This window comes from Amorphus sp. 3PC139-8, assembly GCF_040750475.1.
Lineage (GTDB): Bacteria > Pseudomonadota > Alphaproteobacteria > Rhizobiales > Amorphaceae > Amorphus.
The window spans coordinates 37,372-54,530 of sequence record NZ_JABJVY010000008.1 but is presented as its reverse complement, the minus strand read 5'-3'; the positions used below and the strand labels follow the sequence as shown (position 1 = coordinate 54,530).

The window sequence follows — 17,159 nt, the reverse complement described above, 5'->3', positions numbered from 1 at the left end:
CCGGTCGACGCGGAACAAGCCCGCTGCATCCCGCAAAAAGGGCGGCCCGCTGTCGGCGCGTTGGTTGTCCAATCGTGTTGTCGGCAGTCCCCGGTTGCCGCTCGTGTCGCAACGAGCGCGCGTTATAGTTGGACTTGGCCGGGTCTCAAAATCAAAAGCGGTCTTGGCGCAGGCGTAATTTCCGCTGCCGACCGAAGGCGCGATGTTCGCACAATGCGCGCTGCGGTCGCATCGAAATTCGCTCCATTTTGGTAGTGATATTCGCAAATCGACTCCGTGTTGGTAATTGATCTCCCCCTGCGAAGGTGCAAGCCGATGGGGGATTGGTTTCGACAGGCAAAGCGGCGCATATGACCGGCCCGATTCTCTCGATTGCCCATGCCGCCGCACCCGGCCGCGTCAGGCTGAAAAGCGACGACCTGCGCGGCCGCGCCGATTTGGTAGCGCGCGCCAGCGCCGCGCCGGATCATCATCCGGGCATTCTGTCCGCCGTGCTGCGTCCGGTAACCGGCAGCCTCGTCGTTCATTTCGATCCCGCCCACGCCCTCGACGAGATCGTGGAGGGCGTTCGACGGGCCCTTTCCGCCGATCCCGCGACGGCGGCCGAGCGGGTCGCCTCCGCTCCGGCGTGCGCATCGGCCGGGGCGTCGAACACGGCGCGGACCGAGCGGGGAGATCGCCCGGCTCCGGCCTGGCATGCCCGCGATATCGCCGAAATCGTGGCGGAGCTCGCCAGCGACGTCGAACATGGCCTGTCGTCCGACGAAGCCTTGCGACGCCTCCGGGCGCATGGCGCCAACGTCATGCCGCGGGAGGAACGTCCGTCCTCGCTCTCGATCCTGTTGCGGCAGTTCCGTGGCCTGCCGGTGATGATGCTTCTGGGCTCCTCGGTCGTTTCGCTCGGCAGCCGCAACGTCGCCGATGCGATCGCCACGCTCGCCGTGGTGGTGGGCAACGGCGTGCTGGGCTTCGTGACGGAAGGGCAGGCGGAGCGGCGGATCCATGATCTGATGGACACCTCGCGCACCAGCGCGCGGGTCATGCGCGACGGTGTGGAGCGGCTGATTGCGGCGGGAGAGCTCGTTCCCGGCGATCTGCTGATGCTGGCGCCGGGACACCAGGTGCCGGCCGATTGCCGTCTGCTGTCGGCCCGCGCTTTATCTGTCGACGAGTCCGCGCTCACCGGCGAAAGCCTGCCGGTGGAAAAGCATGCCGACCTGCGTGTGGATGCGGCTGCGCCGATCGGGTCCCGGCCGACCATGCTGTTTGCCGGAACCATCGTGTCGGAAGGCGACGCGTCGGCGCTCGTGGTGGCGACCGGCGCGGCGACGGAAGCCGCCCGCATCCAGCTTTTGTCGGCAACTCCGAGCCGGCCCCAGGCGCCGGTCGAGGCGGAGCTGGAACGTCTCGGCAGTCGGCTGGCGACGGCAAGCCTGGTCGCCTGCGGGGTGTTCGCGGGCGTCGGTCTGCTGCGCGGCTATCCGCTGGGCACGATCCTGAAGGACGCGCTGGCGCTCGCGGTTGCGGCGGTGCCGGAAGGTTTGCCGGTGGTGGCGACCAGCACGCTCTCCTCCGGCCTTAAGCGGATGGAGGAACGCGGCATCCTGATCCGCGATCTCGCGGTGGTGGAGAGCATGGGCGCGCTGCAGACCATCTGCCTGGACAAGACCGGCACGCTCACCCAGAACCGGATGGAGGTGGTCGAGGCGGTCGCTGGGTTGACCGATGTCGCGTGCGACGATTGCGGCGCGCTTCAGGCGCTGGCCGAGGTCGCGGCGTTGAACAACGACGCTGGAGTCGACGATGGGCGTGGCGTGATCGCCTCGCCGACCGAGCATGCGCTGCTGGCCTTCGCCGAAGGCCTCGGCATCGACGTTGCGGGGATCCGCGCGGAGCGGCCGCGCCGGGAAACCGTGGAGCGCGGCATCGGTCGACCCTGGATGACCACCCGCCACGGCGGCGAGGCGCCATTGACGGCGGTGAAGGGTGCGCCGGAGGCGCTGCTTGCGCGCTCGACCCAGGTGCTCGATGGGGGAGTCGTGCGCCCGCTGACGGAGGACGACCGGGCCGCGCTCCTTGCGGCCAACGATCGTCTGGCGTCGCGGCCGGCGCGGGTGCTCGGTTTCGCGCGTCGCGACGATCACGACGGCGGTGACGCTCCGGATGGGCTGACCTTCCTCGGTCTGGTGGCGATGGTGGATCCGATCCGGCCGGGGGCGGCCGACTTCATCAAGTCGCTGCATGCTGCGGGCATCGAGACCGTGCTGATCACCGGCGATCAGGCGGCCACCGCCGCGGCCACGGCGCGTGCGCTCAACCTGTCGAACGGCGCGCCCCTGAAGGTCATCGATTCCGCCAACCTGACGGAGATGTCTCAGGAGCTCCTCGCAGGGCTTGCCGGTGAGACCCATGTGTTCGCGCGGGTCTCCAGCCACGAGAAGCTTGCGATCGTGAAGGCCCTGCAGGCGAGCGGCCGGGTGGTCGCGATGACCGGCGACGGCGTCAACGACGGCCCGGCGCTGAATGCGGCCAATATCGGCATTGCCATGGGCGAGAGCGGCACCGATCTCGCGCGCGATGTCGCCAACGTGGTGATCCGCGACGACGAGCTCGGCACCTTGATCGAAGCGATCGCTCAGGGGCGTGCGATCTACCGCAATATCCGCCGCTCGTTGGAGTTCCTGATCACCACCAACATGTCGGAGATTGCGGTTTCCATCGTGGAGGCGCTGCATGGTCCGGGCGAGATCGAGACGCCGATGGAGCTGCTCTGGATCAATCTCACGACCGATGTGTTTCCCGGCCTCGGCCTGGCGCTGGCCGACCCCGATCCTGACGTGATGGAGCAGGCGCCGCGCGCGCCGGGCGAAAGCATCATTCCCGGATCGGACCTGCAGCGGATGGGGCGCGACAGCGCAGTGATCGCGGCGTCCGCGCTCGCCTCCCATTTCACCGGGCTCGTCCGCTACGGCCCCGGACCGCAGACCCGCGGCATGACGTTCCTGACCTTGTCGCTCGCTCAGCTTCTCTACACGCTGGTGTGTCAGCGCCGCGATCCGCGTCAGCTCCATCCGGAAAAACTACTGGAGAACAAGACGCTGGATCTGGCGATCCTGGGCTCCTCCGCGCTGGCGGTGGCACCGTTCTTGATTGGCCCGCTGCGGCGGCTTCTCGGTATCGCGCCGCTTTCCGGATTCGACACGGCGGTGGCGACGGGGGCCGCGCTGGTGCCGTTTGCGAGCGTGCTCGCCAGGCGTGGGATTGCATTTCAGATCGAGGGCAAGGAGGTGGACTGATGCGGAACTTCGTTCTGACGTCGGAATCGGTCACCGTGGGGCATCCCGACAAGCTTTGCGACCAGATCAGCGACGCGGTGGTCGACGCCTGTTTGGCGTCCGATCCCCAGGGCGCGATCAACGCCGAGTGCGCCGCCGCCTCGGGCGTGATCTTCCTGTCTCTGCGCCATCGTCGCGAGCTGGCATTCGATCCGGCCGCGACCGCGCGCCGGGTCATCGACTTGGCCGGCTATCACAACTCCGATGCGCCGACACGCATGACTGTGATGCTCGACAGCGTGCTCAACGGGGAGATGGCTGGCCCTTCATCCGATCCGGACCGTCCGGCCGGCCACATGACGACCGTCTTCGGCCATGCCTGCGATCATACCCCGGAGCGGATCGCGTTGCCGATCTGGTCGGCCCACCGCCTGACCGCCTGTCTCGACGGCCTGCGGCGGGACGGGAGTCTCGCCGGACTGTCGCCGGACGCCCAGGTTCAGGTCGCGGTGCGGTTCGAGGAGCGTCGGCCGGTCGCCTTCGACGTGATCGCGCTCACCTTTTCCGCCGATACCGACGATCTGAGCGAAGCGGCGGTCCGGGAGGTGTTCGTGTCCGATGTGGTCGCGCCCGCCCTCGGTGCGGCAGAGGCGGCGCCGGGCCCGGAGACGCGGATCGTGGTGACCCGGCGGTCCGAGCGCGGCGGACCGCGCACTCATGCCGGACTGACCGGACGCAAGACGGCCGACGATTGCTACGGCTCGTTCTCCCGCCACGGCAGTTCGGCCTTGAGCGGCAAGGACCCGGCGCGCGTCGATCGGATCGCGGCCTATGCCGCCCGTCATGCGGCCCTGAGCGTGGTGGAGGCGGGTCTCGCCCGCGAATGCGAGGTGCAGCTCTCCTATGTCGCCGGCGACAGCGGGCCGATCAGTGTTGAGGTGGATACGTTCGGCTCAGGCGCGAAACCCGACGCCGATATTCTCCGGATTGTCGGCGCGGCGTTCGATTTTCGGGTCGGCGCGATCGCCGAGCGGTTCGGGCTCTGGGGTCTGCCCGCCGCGCGCGATGGGCGCTTCTACCGCGACCTCGCCACCTACGGCCACTTCGGCCGGTCCGATCTGGACCTGCCGTGGGAGACGGCGGCGGAGATTTGAGCTTTTGTCGTGACGTGTTTCCGGACGCCCAACCGGGTTCCATTCCATTTGAGCTAAAGTCTTTTCCGCTCAGATGGAAACATCTGAGCGACAAGAAATGGCTCCAAATTCAAGTGGTTCAGCAAGTCCTTACCGCCCGAATCGATTCAATTTGAGCGAAAAAGGATTTATTCTAGGTCTACCGCTGCGGCTGCTCCAGGAGCGAGAGCGCGCTCATCAAGAGCGTCGTGGCGGGGCCGGCGATCTGGCCGCGCGCGAGCTGCACGGCGGCAGCGGCCAAGAGAAGCAGCGCCAGCAGCGAATGCAGGCGCAGCGATTTCGCGGTGTGTGACGCGATTTCGTAGTCCAGCTTGGCGACGCCGAATTGCAGGGCCTGGTCGATCGGCGGGGCAAAGTGGCTCTGGTTGGTGACGATCCGGGCCGCGCCGTGCTCCTGAAGAAGGCGCGCGATCTCGCCTTCGGCGCCTGACCCTTCCACGATGATGCTGCCGGTCTGCGGGCGGCCAACCACCCGCGTGAGCCCGGGCACGGCCGCGATGCGATCGACCAGCGCGGCGATCTCGTTGGCGTCTGCCGGCTGGATCGTCCGCAGTCGAACCCGCCCCGGCATCTGGTGCGCCAGCCGAAGCGAAACCGGCGGGGCGGCGTCCGCGCTCATCGTCTCAGACGGTCCCGGTCTGTTCGGTGGCCGGTTCGGCGTCGCTCGCAGCATCCGATGCGGCCTCGGTTGCCTCTTGCGCGGCGGAGTGCATCTCGGCGCGCACTTCCGCGGCCATATCCTCGAAGTGCTCGTAGGCTTCGGACGCTGCCTTCTGGAGGCTGAGATAGGCCGCGGTGCCGTACTTGACGGAGCTGCGAGCCAGCGGGCGTCCGGCCCGCGCGGTCGCGGCCGCAACGCCCGGGATCAGCAACAACCCGCCTGCGGCGACCGCCGCACCCAACAGAAAGCCGCGTCCGAGCATTGCGATAACCTCTGTCGATCAAGAGCCGGACCGTGCCCACGGCAGCGGCCGGGGCACGGGAGGCAAAGTCTAACCGATCTCCGAGCCAAGGGAAATCGGCGAGCCCCTCGCCAGGGCTGCGACCAATTCGATCTTCGGTAGAGGCCGGACCGTCTTTGTTTGCCAAGCTTCGTGCAAGCCCGCCCCGTTAGCCAGGAAAAGAAGCAAATTCGCCAATAGCCTCCAGACCAAGGAATCCTCTGATGACCCGCTCGCTCCTGTCCGGATTGTGCATCCTCGCCGGCCTCGTCTCGCTGGCGCTCGCGAACGAGTTCGACGCTCCTCTCAAAGCGCTTGCGATCACGGAAGTGGCCTCCATTGCCTCCGCACCGGAAGTGATCGCCGCCGTGAAAGCCCAGAACGCCGAGACCGGCGGATACGATCAGGCCATGATCGACGCGGCCGACAGCCGTTGGCGCGAAGAGGTCGGCGCGGCCGAGCGGCCGACGATCGATGCGATGCTCGCGCGGCCGGCGTCCGCGTTCCTCCTGGCAAAGAAGGACTCGTCCTCCGGCCTCTATACCGAAATCTTCGTCATGGACGCCAAGGGCCTGAACGTGGCCCAGAGCGACGTGACGTCGGACTATTGGCAGGGCGACGAAGCCAAGTGGCAGGAGACCTTCGGTAAGGGCGCCGGCTCCCTGCACATCTCCGACATCGAATTCGACGAATCCTCCCAGACCTATCAGAGCCAGGTCTCCATGCCGGTCGTCGACAATGGCGAGGTGATCGGAGCGCTCACCATCGGCGTCAACGTCGAATATCTCCAGTAAGCGCGGCGACCACCTGTTTTACCCCGTCCAGAAACCGAAGCACGGAGTGACATGATGTCCGGTGAAATCAAGCAGGATGCGGGCATCGCGCGCACCTCGCGAAAGACGTCGCTGAGGACCCGTGTCGCGCTTGTGGTCTTCGCTGCCGTTGCGTTCGGCTTCATGTGCACGACCGTCCTCAACTATTCCAACGAAGCGGGCCGCAAACAGGCTGATCTGCTGGTCATGCACGATCAGCTCACCGCGCTGCTCGCGGGCCAGCTTTCCGGCGCCGTCCGCTTCAAGAAGGCCGATGCCGTCGCGGCGACCGCCGACGTCCTTCTGTCCGACGTTTCGATGCACGCGGTCTATGTGGCGGCGATCGACACCGATGGCGCGTTGATCGCGGCAGCCGGCAATGCCGGCAAGGCGGACGTCGCGAAGGCGGTCGCGGGCGAAGCGTTGGCCGACAGCGACGGCGCGAACCGGGTCGACGGCGCGTTTCATGTCACCGCCGCGCCGGTGCACTTTGGCGCGGACAAGCAGGTGATCGGCAGCGCCGTGATCGTCTGGGACAACAGCGCGGCCTGGGCTGCGCTGCGCAACCGGTCGTTCCTGAATGTCGGTGAGGCCCTGCTGATCGCGATCATCGTGGCCTTTCTGATCGACTTCGCCATGCGCCGCTGGATGAGCCGTCCGATCGCCGGCGTGCTCGCCACCATGAACAAGCTTGCGTCCGGAGACACGGCGTTCGCGCTCATCGGCACCGAACGGCGCGACGAAATCGGCGACATGGCGCGGGCGGTCGCGGTGTTCCGCGACAATGCGATCGAGCGGCAGCGTCTGGCGGCGGACCAGGAGCGGTCCCAGCGCGAGCAGATTGCCCGACAGGAGCGCACCGACCGGTTGATTGCCGACTTCCGGGTCCAGATCCAGGGCCTTCTCGGCCAGATCGGCGTCAACATGGAAACGATGCTGTCGACCGCGTCGTCGCTGATGAGCTACGCCGAAAACGCCACCGGCGGAGCCTCCGGCGCGGCATTGGCATCCCGGCAGGCGTCCGACAACGTCCAGAACGTGGCCTCCGCCTCCGAAGAGCTTGCCGCGTCGATCGGCGAGATCGGTCGACAGGTGGCCGACACCAACGAGGTGGTCGCCCGCGCCTCGCAAGGCACCCGCGCCACCAACGAGACCATTTCTGGGCTGGCCGAGGCCGCCCAGAAGATCGGCGAAGTGGTGGAACTGATTTCCGACATCGCCGCCCAGACCAACCTGCTTGCCCTCAACGCCACCATCGAGGCGGCACGCGCAGGCGAACATGGGCGCGGCTTCGCGATCGTGGCGGCCGAGGTGAAGACGCTGGCGAGCCAGACCTCCAAGGCGACCGAGGAGATCTCCGCCCAGGTCGGCGCCATCCAGACGTCGACCAACGATGCGGTCACTGCGATCCAGGCAATCAGCGACATCATGGAGGACGTGATCGGCTGCACCAATGCGATCGCCGCCGCGGTCGGCCAGCAGGGCCAGGCCACTGGCGACATCACCCGCAACGTGGCGGAAGCCGCCTCCGGCACCCGCGACGCGGCCGAGCGGATCTCCGGTGTCACCGAGGTCGCAGGCCAGACCTCGCAAGCGGCGGCCCGCGTGGAGACCGCCTCCACCAGTGTGGCCGGCCAGACCGAAGAGCTGCGCACCGTCGTCGACCGGTTCCTGAAAGACGTCGCATAGCCCCCCAAGGCGACGTCCCAGGACGGACGGCCCGGACATCGCCACCCCGATGTCCGGGCCGTTTCGTTTTTGGGGGCGCACGGCCTCACCGTCCGCGCTTAGCGACCGGCCCACACCGGGTCGATCGCATGTGTGGCTCAGGCCGACGGGGTCGTCGCCGGGTCCTTGCCGCCGCGCAGCGCGACGTAGATCGCCGGGATCACCAGCACCGTCAGCAGCGTCGACGAGGCCAGCCCGAACAGGAGTGAGATCGCGAGCCCCTGGAAGATCGGATCGGCCAGGATCACCGCCGCGCCGATCATCGCCGCCAAGGCGGTCAGCAGGATCGGCTTGAAGCGGATCGCGCCCGCCTCCAGCAGCACGTCGAGCAGCGGCCGCTCCGGCGCGCGGGCATGACGGATGAAATCGGCCAGCAGGATGGAGTTGCGCACGATGATGCCGGCGAGCGCGATGAAGCCGATCATCGACGTGGCCGTGAACGGCGCATGGAAGATCCAGTGGCCGATCATGATGCCGATCAGCGTCAGCGGGATTGGCGTCAGGATGACCAGCGGCAGCTTGAACGAGCCGAACTGGGCGACCACAAGGATGTAGATCCCCAGGATCGCCACACCGAAGGCCGCGCCCATGTCGCGGAAGGTCACCCAGGTAACCTCCCATTCGCCATCCCACAGAAGGGTCGGATGGGTTTCGTCCTCCGGCTGGCCGTGCAGCTTGATCACCGGCTTCGGCAGATCGCCCCAGTCCATGGCGTCGATGGCGTCCTGCACGGCGAGCATGCCGTAGATCGGGGCCTCGAATTCGCCGGCAAGCTCCGCCTGCACCATTTCCGCCGGCCGGCCGTTGTGGCGGAAGATCGGGAACGAGGCCGGCTCGCGTTGAACTTCCACCACGTCGCCGAGCTCGACGATCGAGCGGTCGCCGGGCAGGGCATTTGCCGCCACCGGCGTTGCCAGCGTGCGCTCGTCCACCACCTTCTCGCTCTTCGGCAGCGCCACCGTGATCGGGATCGGCTGGCGCCCGCCGCCGCGGTGGGAGTAGCCCACGGTCTGGCCGCCGAACAGCGAGGAGACGGTGTTGTACACGTCGCCCTGCTCGACCCGATAATATTCCAGGTTCTCCTGGTCGATCGCGATCCGGACGCGTTCGGCCGGCGTGCCGAAGGAATCGTCCACGTCGACCACGAAGGGCACGCTTTCGAACGCCTCGCGGACCTTGGTGGCGACTTGGCGGCGGATTTCGGGATCGGGGCCGTAGATCTCGGCGAGCAGGGTCGCCAGCACCGGCGGGCCGGGCGGCGGCTCCACCACCTTCAAGGTGGTGCCTGCGGGTACGTCGAGCCCTTTCAGCCGCTCGCGGATGTCGAGCGCCACGTCGTGGCTGGTGCGGTCGCGCTCCTCCTTCGGAACCAGGTTGACCTGGACGTCGCCCATCTGCGGCTGGGTGCGTAAATAGTATTGCCGCACCAGGCCGTTGAAGTTGAACGGCGCGGAGGTACCGGCATAGGTCTGGAACGACATAGCCTCCGGCAGGTCGGCGAGCCGGTCGGTCACGAGTTGCAGCGTCCGGTTGGTGTCCTCCACGGACGAGCCTTCCGGCAGGTCGACCACCACCTGCAGCTCCGTCTTGTTGTCGAACGGCAAAAGCTTGACGGTCACGTCCTTGGTGTAGATGAGCCCCATGGAGGCGAGCGTCGCCACGCCGACGAGAAGCAGGAAGGTCCAGGCCCGCCAGCGCTGTTTGATGATCGGCCGGGCGACCGCGATATAGGCGCGGCCGAGCCCGCCGACCGTGCCGTGGCCGCCTTCGACCCCACCGCCGTGGCCGTGGGGCACCTTCGGTCCGAACTTCATCATCAGCCAGGGCGTCAGCACCACGGCGACGAAGAAGGAGAACACCATCGCCGCCGAGGCATTGGCGGGGATCGGCGCCATGTAGGGCCCCATCAGTCCGGAGACGAACAGCATCGGCAACAGGGCCGCGATCACGGTGAGGGTGGCGACGATGGTCGGGTTGCCGACTTCCGCCACCGCTTCGATCGCTGCCTGAACCCGCGGCCGCCCGTCTCGCATCGCCCAATGGCGGGAGATGTTCTCGATCACCACGATGGCGTCGTCGACCAGGATGCCGATGGAAAAGATCAGCGCGAACAGGCTCACCCGGTTGATGGTGTAGCCCATGATATTGGCGGCGAAGAGGGTGAGCAGGATCGTGGTCGGGATCACCACCAGCGTCACCATCGCCTCCCGCCAGCCGATCGCGATCGCGATCAGGGCGACGATCGAGATCGTGGCGAGGGCGAGATGGAACAGGAGCTCGTTGGCCTTCTCGTTGGCCGATTCTCCGTAGTTGCGGGTGATGGTGACGTCGATGTCGTCGGGCAGGATCTGGCCCCGCATCAGTTCCAGCCGGTGCAGGATCTGCTCGGAGATCACGACGGCGTTGGTTCCCGGCCGTTTGGCGATGGCCAGGGACACGGCGGGAACGCGGACAAGCTGGTCGCCGCCGTCGACCTGGACGTCGCTGACGTGCACCTCGTTGGAGGAGGTGGCGAGCGTCACGTCGGCCACGTCGCGGACATAGACCGGACGGCCGTCTCGGGCGGTCAGGAACAGATTGCCGATCTCCGGCCCGGTCTGCAGCGTCTGGCCGGCGACCAGGGCGCGCTGTTCCTGGTTTTCGCGCACCAAGCCGATCTGCACCGACTGGTTGGCCCCGGAGATCTTCTGGGCAAGCTGCTGCAGGGTGATGCCGTAGAGCGAGAGCTTTTCCGGGTCCGGCTCGACGCGCAGCTCCTCCGGCTGCTCGCCGACGATGTAGGTGAGCCCCACATCCGCCAGCTTCGCCATCTCGATCTGCAGTTCGCGGGCGACCCGGGTGAGGCCGTTCTCGGTCCAGCGTCCGGCGGCTTCCGGCTTGGGCGACAGCGTGACCACGACGATCGCAACGTCGTCGATGCCATGGCCGACGATCAGCGGCTCCGGGATCCCGACCGGGATCTGGTCCATGTTGGCGCGGATCTTCTCGTGCACGCGCAGGATGGCCGCGTCCTGGCTCGTGCCCACCAAAAAGCGGGCGAGCACGACGGCGCCGTCGTCCTGGGTGCGCGAATAGACATGCTCGACGCCATCGATGCTCTTGATGATGGTCTCAAGCGGCTCGGTCACGAGCTTGGCGGCATCTTCCGCCTTCAGGCCGTTGGCCTGGACGTGGATTTCCACCATCGGCACGGAGATCTGCGGCTCCTCCTCGCGCGGCAGCGTCATCAGCGCGACGATGCCGAGCGCGAACGAGGCGAGCAGGAACAGCGGGGTCAGCGGGGAGGTGATGAAGGCCTTGGTCAGGCCGCCTGCAATGCCGAGCTTCATGGCAGGATCACCGTGTCGCCGGCGTTCAGCCCGGTCAGAACCTCGACCCGATCCTCGCCTTCGATGGTGACCGGCTCGCCGATGATGACGGCGACGTCCTGTTCGCCGCTCTCGGTCTTGATGCGGACATAGTCGATGCCATGCACGGTCTTCAGCGCCTCGCGAGGAACCGCGATCACGGTGCGCTTGCCGACCGGCATGCGCACCAGCGTGCGCTCGTTGACGAAGTAGTCGCCCAGCGAGGCCACCTCGACGTCGGCCACGACCCGGCCGTCGTTGATTTCCGGATAGACCTTGGCAACGCGCCCGGTGGTGGCCGCGCCCGCCTCGACCGCCGCGCGGGCCGACAGGCCGCGCTTGCCGATCTGTACGGTCTGGCCTTCCTCGATCTCCGCGGCGTGACGTTCCGGCAGCGACAGGCGCAGGAAGTAGCCGCCGCTGGCAATCCGCGCGATCTCCTCGCCGGCGAGCACGACGGCGCCCACGGTCACCGGCACGGTCAGCACGCGGCCGTCGGTGGGAGCCAGGACGTCGCCCTCGTTGGCACGCTCTTCGATCACCTGCTTTTCGGCCTGGGCGGCGGCGACCTGATGGACCACGACGTTGTAGGCGGTCTGGGCCTGGTCGAACCGGCTTTGGGCCGCGACGCCGCGATCGAGGAGTTGCTTGGCGCGGTCCAGATCGGTCTTGGCGTTTTCCATCTGGGAATCGAGCGCCATGATGCGGGCGTCCGCCGCCGCCATTTCCAGCGCGATCTTTTCGTCGACGACGATCGCCACGACTTCGTCCTTCTTGACGATGTCGCCTTCGGAGATGCGGACCTCCTGGATGGTCCCGCCGATCCGGGCGCGCGCCGGCGTGATCGTCCGGCTTTCGACCTGGCCGTAGACGGCCTTGTATTCCGGCACCGTGACCGGCTCGACGAGGAAGTCGGCGGCGGCAGCCGGTGTGGCGGCCGCGACGGCGAGGAGACCGAGAAGGAGAAGTGGGGCGCGGACCATGACGAACTCGGAGCTCAGGCCGACGTCGGGACGACCGTCATCGGCTTGGAGGGAAACGGCCGGCAAGGCGCCGGCCAGCGGACGAAGACGTGAAAGGACAAAGAGCCGCGAACCCCGACCTGGATCCGCGGTCGGTCCGGTTACTGGAACGCGCAGCCGGTCTTGATGCCCAGCTTCTTGAAGAAGATTGCCGCCGGGCAGAAGCCGGTGACGGACGCCTGCATCAGGTTGAGCCCGACGAAGGCGGTCAGCAGGAACCAGTAGGGCGAGACATAGACGCCCAGCGCGAGCGACACGAGGATCATGATCCCCGCAAACATCATGACGGCACGATCGACAGTCATTTAAAGTCTCCAATAGATGGCGGAATGAGGGGTGCTTGGCTCACTCGGCAGACTCGATGTGGATGTCCTTGAGCTTCTTCACTCCCAGGATGTCGAGGGCGAGATTCTCGTAGAAGGTCTCGCTCTTGCCCTGCCGAACCTTGTGCAGGAAGTATTTCTCAAAGCCGATCTTGGCGGCGTGGACCCAGCGGCCTTGGGACGACCAGTTGACGTTGCGCGGCGGGATTTGCGGCTGGGCCACAAAGGCGATCCCATCGTCGCCGAAATCGGCAAGGCAGACCGCGTTCCATGTCGCCACCGCACGGGGAGCTTCGCCGTTGACCAGACTTGCGATGTTGGCGGCGGTTGCCGTCACCATGGATTCGATCATGAAGCCGGTTTTCGGAACGCCGACAGCCAGCGGCGTCTTGCCTACCGGCGGGATCGCCACGCACACGCCGATGGCGAACACGTTCGGGAACGCCGGATTGCGCTGATATTTGTCGATCAGCACGAAGCCGCGCGGATTGGTCAGGCCGTCGATCCCGCTGACCGCCGGAACGCCGCGAAAGGCGGGCAACAGCATGGAGTAGGCGAAGGGCAGCTCGTGGGTCGTCTTGGTGGCGCCCTGCTCGTCGACCTCTTCGACGTGCATCGTGCCGGCTTCGACCTTCGTCACCTTGGCGTTGGTGATCCACTTGATGTGGTGCTCGCGCATGGCGCTCTCGAGCAGACCCTTGGTGTCGCCTACGCCGTCGAGGCCGAGATGGCCGACATAGGGTTCGGGCGTGACGAAGGTCATCGGGACCTGATCTCGCACCTTGGCCTGGCGCAGGGCGGTGTCGAGCACGAAGGCGAACTCGTAGGCCGGACCGAAGCAGGACGCGCCCTGGACCGCGCCGACGACAACAGGTCCCGGACTTTTCACGAGCGTCTCGAAGGCGGCCTTGGCGTCGCTGGCGTGGTCGAGCTGGCACACCGACTGGGTGTTGCCATGGGGGCCGAGCCCCTCGATTTCGTCGAAGGCGAGGTCCGGACCGGTGGCGATCACCAGATAGTCGTAGGCGAGATCGCTCCCGTCGTTGAGCTCCACCCGGTTTTCGGACGGGTGCACGCGCTTGGCGCCTTCCGGACGAAGCTCGATATCCCGGCGCTGGAATACCGGCCGCAGGTCGACGGAGACTTCCTCCGGCGTGCGCCAGCCAACGGCCACCCATGGGTTCGAGGGAACGAACGTATAGGTGTGGCCCGCGTTGACGACGGTGACCTTGCTCGCCTTGCCAAGCTTCTCCTTGATCTCGTAGGCCATGATAACTCCGCCGAGACCCGCTCCGAGTATGACGACCTCTGTCATGGCCGTTCCTCCATCCCTGTCTTTGTATTGGTGAGATGCCGATGCTTCACTTTCCTTGCACCGGCACGACCTGTCGTTGATTGTTCGCAATTGTCGTTGAAGCGCGCGCGAAACGGTGCAGGCTCCTCGGATCGCGGCCGGCGATCGCTCCTGTGCGCTTCATGACTTGCAGATAACATTCAAGGAATATAAATTCAATATCATGAATGTATCGGACATGATCCCAGCCGCCGGCGACGCCGCCGAACTGATGCGCAGCCTGTCGCACCCTCAGCGGCTGTTGGTGCTGTGCGCGCTTGGGCGCGAGGAAAAGTCGGTGGCCGAGCTCCGCAGCGAGCTCGGCGTTGCTCAGGTGCCGATGTCCCAGCAGCTCATGCGGCTGAGGGCCGACGGGCTGGTGGAAGCCCGGCGCGAGGGGACGGCGCAATATTATCGCATCACCCGGCCGGAGGTTCTGACCGTGGTCGAAGCCCTGCATGCGGCGTTCTGTCCGGCGCCCGTTCAGGCCGAATGATCGCCAATATCCGAGAAGGGTCCGGGATGAAATCCGAACCGTCCGATGCCGAACGCGCCGAGCGCAATCTGCTGCGCCAGCCGCTTCATCCCGAGATCGACGAGGCGCTGATCGAGCGGCTGGTGGTCACCTTCTATGATCGGATCCGCGCCGACGCGGTTTTGGCGCCGATCTTCGCCGCCGAGATCGCCGATTGGGGCTCGCATCTGAGCAAGATGTGCGATTTCTGGTCGTCGATCATGCTCAAGAGCGGGCGCTATCATGGCCGTCCGATGCCGGTGCATGCGCGTCTTCAAGGCGTCGAACCCGCGCATTTCGCACGCTGGCTAAGTCTGTTCCGGAAAACGGCGGCGGAGGTAGCGTCGCCGGAGGTCGCGGCGATCTTCATCGACCGGGCGGAGCGTATCGCCGAAAGCTTCAAGCTCGGAATGTTCGGCCGGCGCCCCTCGTGACGCGTCTCGCCCGTTTCATTGCCCGGCTGACACGGAGCCGCCAGAGCGGCCTGACCGGCACAGCCGTGGTGGAGGCGGTGGAGGCGATCCTGGATCGCCAGCATCGGATCGAGCGGGAGAGCTATGACGATAAGGTCGGGCTGGCGGCGGTGTTCGCGGCCCGCCGCGTGTTGGCGGCGCTCCCTGTCGGGGCTTCTGGCGACGATCAGCTTCGACAGATCGTCGCGGCGTTCGAGCGGCTCAAGAAACGGCAGGCCTCGAACGCGGGCGAGTTTGCGACCGGAGCCGCTACGATCGGCTCGATCCTGTCGGATATCGAGCGGGCGTTTCCGCAGACGCGGCGCTTTCGCTGATCTGATATTCGGGGAAGTCGATCTCTGCTTTGCGGATCGCCCTACGCGCTGCGCAACGTGCGCGTTGCGGCGCGCACATAAAGCGCTGCGCAAAAGGCGGCGAGGGCGAGCGCAAGCGATCCGGCCGCCGGCCAGCCCCAAACGGAGGCGGCGGCGAGGCCCGCCAGCACGGCCGAAAGGCCCGGCAGGAACGAAAGGCCGAGTGCGGCCAGGAAGCCTGCACCTGGGGCGATCGCAAACCAGGCGGATACGCCATCGGAAAGTGCCACGAGCGCGGCGATCAACGTGGCCGCGGAAACGACAAGGGCGAGAAGACGCCCGGCTCCGACAAGGCCGCGCCGTAACGATTGCCGCCAGGGCCGTGGCGCTGCGGCTGTCGGTTCGCTCGAAGCCATGTCCATCCCTCCCCCGAACCACGCTCCAATCGCTATTCACCTACGTTTTCATGTGGGGTCGATCGGGCGGAGGAAAAGAGCAAAAAGCGGGGAACGCCCCGGTTCAGTCGATCCGCCAGGCGCGCCGAAGGTCCGTGGCACTTGCCGTCGTCAGGCCGGCGGCGCGGACGAGATTGGCGGCCGTGGCGACGAGGGCGGCATTGTCCGGCGCGGTGCGGCCGTCGGGGAGCTGGAGATTGTTTTCAAACCCGACCCGGATGTGGCCGCCCAACAAGGCGCCGGTGGCAACGCAGGCGGCCTCGCGCGGGCCGAAGGCGCACACCATCCAGTGGTCGAAGCGTGGCCGGCCTGGCGCGAGGAAGGGCAGAAGGTCCGCAGGTTCGGAGCGCTGGCCGGCGGTGTAGCGACCCAGCGGGAAAATTATCGGAAGATCGGTTGCCGGGATTTCGCCCTCACGGATCAGCCCGGCCAGGCGTTCGGCCTCTTCAGGCGTATAAAGGATGATCTGAGGTGCGATCCGCTCCTCTCGCATGAAGCCGAGAAGATCGGCGAAGGCGGGCACGTCGTCTGCTCCCGGCGCGATCTCGCGCAGCGCGAGGGACGCGGCCTCCGGCTTCAGCGCACGCACCAGCGCGATCTGGTCGGCCGGCTGGTATTTTCCGAGCGCTTCGGTGGTGATTTGGAGCACCAGCGCGTCGCCCACCTCGGCGCGGATGGCGGAGATCGCGGCCCGATAGGCGTCGGCATCGAGCAGGTGTTCGCCGGCTTGGTCGCGGACGTGGACATGAATCATTGCGGCCCCGGCGTCCAGGCAGGCTCGGGCGGTGGCGGCGAGGGCCGCCGGCGTCAGTGGAATCTCCGGATGGTCTGCCGTCGTCCGCCGACCGCCATTGGGCGCGACGGCGATCGCGACCGGCGGAATGGAACCGTCGGCCATGTCGCCTTCCTCCCTTTCCGTTATTTTTGCCCCGACCATGTCACACAGGCCGGGACTGCCGCGTCTTGAGGGCATCACCCCTCTTCATGACACGGGACGAGAGCGATGCACACCCGACTGAATTTCGCCGCCGCGGCTCCGGACGGCATCAAGGCCATGCGGACTCTGGAGACCTATGTCCAGACCTGCGGGCTGGAAAAGAGCCTGATCGAACTGGTGAAGACCCGCGCCTCGCAGATCAACCAGTGCGCCTTTTGCATCGAGATGCACACGCGCGACGCCCGCGCCGCCGGGGAGAGCGAGGCGCGTCTCTATCTCCTGTCGGCCTGGCGGGAATCCTCGCTCTACACCGAACGCGAGCGGGCTGCCCTTGCCTGGACGGAGGCGCTGACGTGGCTTGCGGAGACCGGCGCTCCGGACGAGGATTACGAGGCGATGAGCGCCGCTTTCAGCGATGAGGAACAGGTGAACCTCACGCTCCTGATCGGCGCGATCAATGTCTGGAACCGGTTGGCCGTCGGCTTTCGCGCCCAACACCCGACTTCGGCTTGA

General features: G+C 66.6%; 16 protein-coding genes. 8 read left to right on the top strand and 8 right to left on the bottom strand.

Annotated features, from left to right (window positions below; genetic code table 11):
* Window positions 1-350 precede the first annotated feature (350 nt).
* Window positions 351-3,296: an HAD-IC family P-type ATPase gene (locus HNS03_RS09585; RefSeq protein WP_367194848.1), complete on the top strand. Its 2,946-nt coding sequence runs from the start codon at window positions 351-353 to the stop codon at window positions 3,294-3,296.
* On the top strand, window positions 3,296-4,429 hold the full coding sequence (locus HNS03_RS09580; protein ID WP_367194846.1) for a methionine adenosyltransferase domain-containing protein: 1,134 nt from the start codon (window positions 3,296-3,298) through the stop codon (window positions 4,427-4,429). The genes HNS03_RS09585 and HNS03_RS09580 overlap by 1 nt, the downstream gene beginning before the upstream one ends.
* Before the next feature lie 178 nt (window positions 4,430-4,607).
* Here HNS03_RS09580 and HNS03_RS09575 read toward each other — a convergent pair whose 3' ends face one another.
* Together HNS03_RS09575 and HNS03_RS09570 are read right to left on the bottom strand one after the other, a co-directional pair.
* Entirely contained in the window at window positions 4,608-5,087 is a 480-nt protein-coding gene (locus HNS03_RS09575) for a hypothetical protein (RefSeq protein ID WP_367194844.1), read from the bottom strand.
* A 4-nt stretch (window positions 5,088-5,091) separates the two neighbouring features.
* Entirely contained in the window at window positions 5,092-5,391 is a 300-nt protein-coding gene (locus HNS03_RS09570) for a DUF5132 domain-containing protein (RefSeq protein ID WP_367194843.1), read from the bottom strand.
* A 242-nt stretch (window positions 5,392-5,633) separates the two neighbouring features.
* Here HNS03_RS09570 and HNS03_RS09565 point away from each other — a divergent pair, with 242 nt between their 5' ends.
* Together HNS03_RS09565 and HNS03_RS09560 are read left to right on the top strand one after the other, a co-directional pair.
* Window positions 5,634-6,203: a cache domain-containing protein gene (locus HNS03_RS09565; protein ID WP_367194841.1), complete on the top strand. Its 570-nt coding sequence runs from the start codon at window positions 5,634-5,636 to the stop codon at window positions 6,201-6,203.
* A 54-nt stretch (window positions 6,204-6,257) separates the two neighbouring features.
* Entirely contained in the window at window positions 6,258-7,910 is a 1,653-nt protein-coding gene (locus tag HNS03_RS09560) for a methyl-accepting chemotaxis protein (RefSeq protein ID WP_367194839.1), read from the top strand.
* Window positions 7,911-8,047: 137 nt separating this feature from the next.
* Here the strand turns inward: HNS03_RS09560 and HNS03_RS09555 are convergent, their stop codons facing one another.
* From HNS03_RS09555 to HNS03_RS09540, 4 genes are all read right to left on the bottom strand, one after another.
* The gene (locus HNS03_RS09555; RefSeq protein WP_367194837.1) at window positions 8,048-11,278 is read right to left on the bottom strand and encodes an efflux RND transporter permease subunit; all 3,231 of its coding nucleotides are present in this window, start codon (window positions 11,276-11,278) and stop codon (window positions 8,048-8,050) included.
* A complete protein-coding gene (locus HNS03_RS09550; RefSeq protein ID WP_367194835.1) occupies window positions 11,275-12,279 on the bottom strand; it encodes an efflux RND transporter periplasmic adaptor subunit in 1,005 nt (334 codons plus the stop codon). Before HNS03_RS09550 ends, HNS03_RS09555 begins: the two co-directional genes overlap by 4 nt.
* A gap of 140 nt (window positions 12,280-12,419) precedes the next feature.
* Window positions 12,420-12,623: a DUF2892 domain-containing protein gene (locus HNS03_RS09545; RefSeq protein WP_367194834.1), complete on the bottom strand. Its 204-nt coding sequence runs from the start codon at window positions 12,621-12,623 to the stop codon at window positions 12,420-12,422.
* A 40-nt stretch (window positions 12,624-12,663) separates the two neighbouring features.
* A complete protein-coding gene (locus HNS03_RS09540) occupies window positions 12,664-13,956 on the bottom strand; it encodes an NAD(P)/FAD-dependent oxidoreductase (RefSeq protein ID WP_367194832.1) in 1,293 nt (430 codons plus the stop codon).
* A 217-nt stretch (window positions 13,957-14,173) separates the two neighbouring features.
* On the opposite strand from HNS03_RS09540, the gene HNS03_RS09535 reads away from it, so the two are divergent.
* From HNS03_RS09535 to HNS03_RS09525, 3 genes are read left to right on the top strand one after another with little or no spacing between them, the layout of a single operon-like run.
* Window positions 14,174-14,470 (top strand): ArsR/SmtB family transcription factor, encoded by a 297-nt coding sequence (locus HNS03_RS09535; RefSeq protein WP_367194830.1) that lies wholly within the window; start codon window positions 14,174-14,176, stop codon window positions 14,468-14,470.
* Window positions 14,471-14,496: 26 nt separating this feature from the next.
* Complete coding sequence (locus tag HNS03_RS09530; RefSeq protein ID WP_367194828.1) at window positions 14,497-14,922, top strand: group III truncated hemoglobin; 426 nt, start codon at window positions 14,497-14,499, stop codon at window positions 14,920-14,922.
* Window positions 14,919-15,275 (top strand): hypothetical protein, encoded by a 357-nt coding sequence (locus tag HNS03_RS09525; RefSeq protein WP_367194826.1) that lies wholly within the window; start codon window positions 14,919-14,921, stop codon window positions 15,273-15,275. The genes HNS03_RS09530 and HNS03_RS09525 overlap by 4 nt, the downstream gene beginning before the upstream one ends.
* Window positions 15,276-15,316: 41 nt before the next feature.
* Here the strand turns inward: HNS03_RS09525 and HNS03_RS09520 are convergent, their stop codons facing one another.
* Window positions 15,317-15,670, bottom strand: a complete 354-nt coding sequence (locus HNS03_RS09520; protein WP_367194824.1) for a hypothetical protein — start codon at window positions 15,668-15,670, stop codon at window positions 15,317-15,319.
* A gap of 103 nt (window positions 15,671-15,773) precedes the next feature.
* Window positions 15,774-16,607, bottom strand: coding sequence for a 3-keto-5-aminohexanoate cleavage protein (locus tag HNS03_RS09515; RefSeq protein WP_367194822.1), 834 nt, complete (start codon window positions 16,605-16,607; stop codon window positions 15,774-15,776).
* 105 nt (window positions 16,608-16,712) lie between these two features.
* On the opposite strand from HNS03_RS09515, the gene HNS03_RS09510 reads away from it, so the two are divergent.
* The gene (locus HNS03_RS09510; RefSeq protein WP_367194820.1) at window positions 16,713-17,159 is read left to right on the top strand and encodes a carboxymuconolactone decarboxylase family protein; all 447 of its coding nucleotides are present in this window, start codon (window positions 16,713-16,715) and stop codon (window positions 17,157-17,159) included.

What these genes read in the sequence shown, in the direction of transcription:
- HNS03_RS09530 (WP_367194828.1), top strand. Translation starts at nt 14,497, where the DNA reads ATGAAATCCGAACCGTCCGATGCCGAACGCGCCGAGCGCAATCTGCTG.
- HNS03_RS09540 (WP_367194832.1), bottom strand. Translation starts at nt 13,956, where the DNA reads ATGACAGAGGTCGTCATACTCGGAGCGGGTCTCGGCGGAGTTATCATG.
- HNS03_RS09555 (WP_367194837.1), bottom strand. Translation starts at nt 11,278, where the DNA reads ATGAAGCTCGGCATTGCAGGCGGCCTGACCAAGGCCTTCATCACCTCC.
- HNS03_RS09535 (WP_367194830.1), top strand. Translation starts at nt 14,174, where the DNA reads ATGATCCCAGCCGCCGGCGACGCCGCCGAACTGATGCGCAGCCTGTCG.
- HNS03_RS09575 (WP_367194844.1), bottom strand. Translation starts at nt 5,087, where the DNA reads ATGAGCGCGGACGCCGCCCCGCCGGTTTCGCTTCGGCTGGCGCACCAG.
- HNS03_RS09510 (WP_367194820.1), top strand. Translation starts at nt 16,713, where the DNA reads ATGCACACCCGACTGAATTTCGCCGCCGCGGCTCCGGACGGCATCAAG.
- HNS03_RS09515 (WP_367194822.1), bottom strand. Translation starts at nt 16,607, where the DNA reads ATGGCCGACGGTTCCATTCCGCCGGTCGCGATCGCCGTCGCGCCCAAT.
- HNS03_RS09565 (WP_367194841.1), top strand. Translation starts at nt 5,634, where the DNA reads ATGACCCGCTCGCTCCTGTCCGGATTGTGCATCCTCGCCGGCCTCGTC.
- HNS03_RS09570 (WP_367194843.1), bottom strand. Translation starts at nt 5,391, where the DNA reads ATGCTCGGACGCGGCTTTCTGTTGGGTGCGGCGGTCGCCGCAGGCGGG.
- HNS03_RS09545 (WP_367194834.1), bottom strand. Translation starts at nt 12,623, where the DNA reads ATGACTGTCGATCGTGCCGTCATGATGTTTGCGGGGATCATGATCCTC.
- HNS03_RS09560 (WP_367194839.1), top strand. Translation starts at nt 6,258, where the DNA reads ATGTCCGGTGAAATCAAGCAGGATGCGGGCATCGCGCGCACCTCGCGA.
- HNS03_RS09520 (WP_367194824.1), bottom strand. Translation starts at nt 15,670, where the DNA reads ATGGCTTCGAGCGAACCGACAGCCGCAGCGCCACGGCCCTGGCGGCAA.
- HNS03_RS09550 (WP_367194835.1), bottom strand. Translation starts at nt 12,279, where the DNA reads ATGGTCCGCGCCCCACTTCTCCTTCTCGGTCTCCTCGCCGTCGCGGCC.
- HNS03_RS09585 (WP_367194848.1), top strand. Translation starts at nt 351, where the DNA reads ATGACCGGCCCGATTCTCTCGATTGCCCATGCCGCCGCACCCGGCCGC.
- HNS03_RS09580 (WP_367194846.1), top strand. Translation starts at nt 3,296, where the DNA reads ATGCGGAACTTCGTTCTGACGTCGGAATCGGTCACCGTGGGGCATCCC.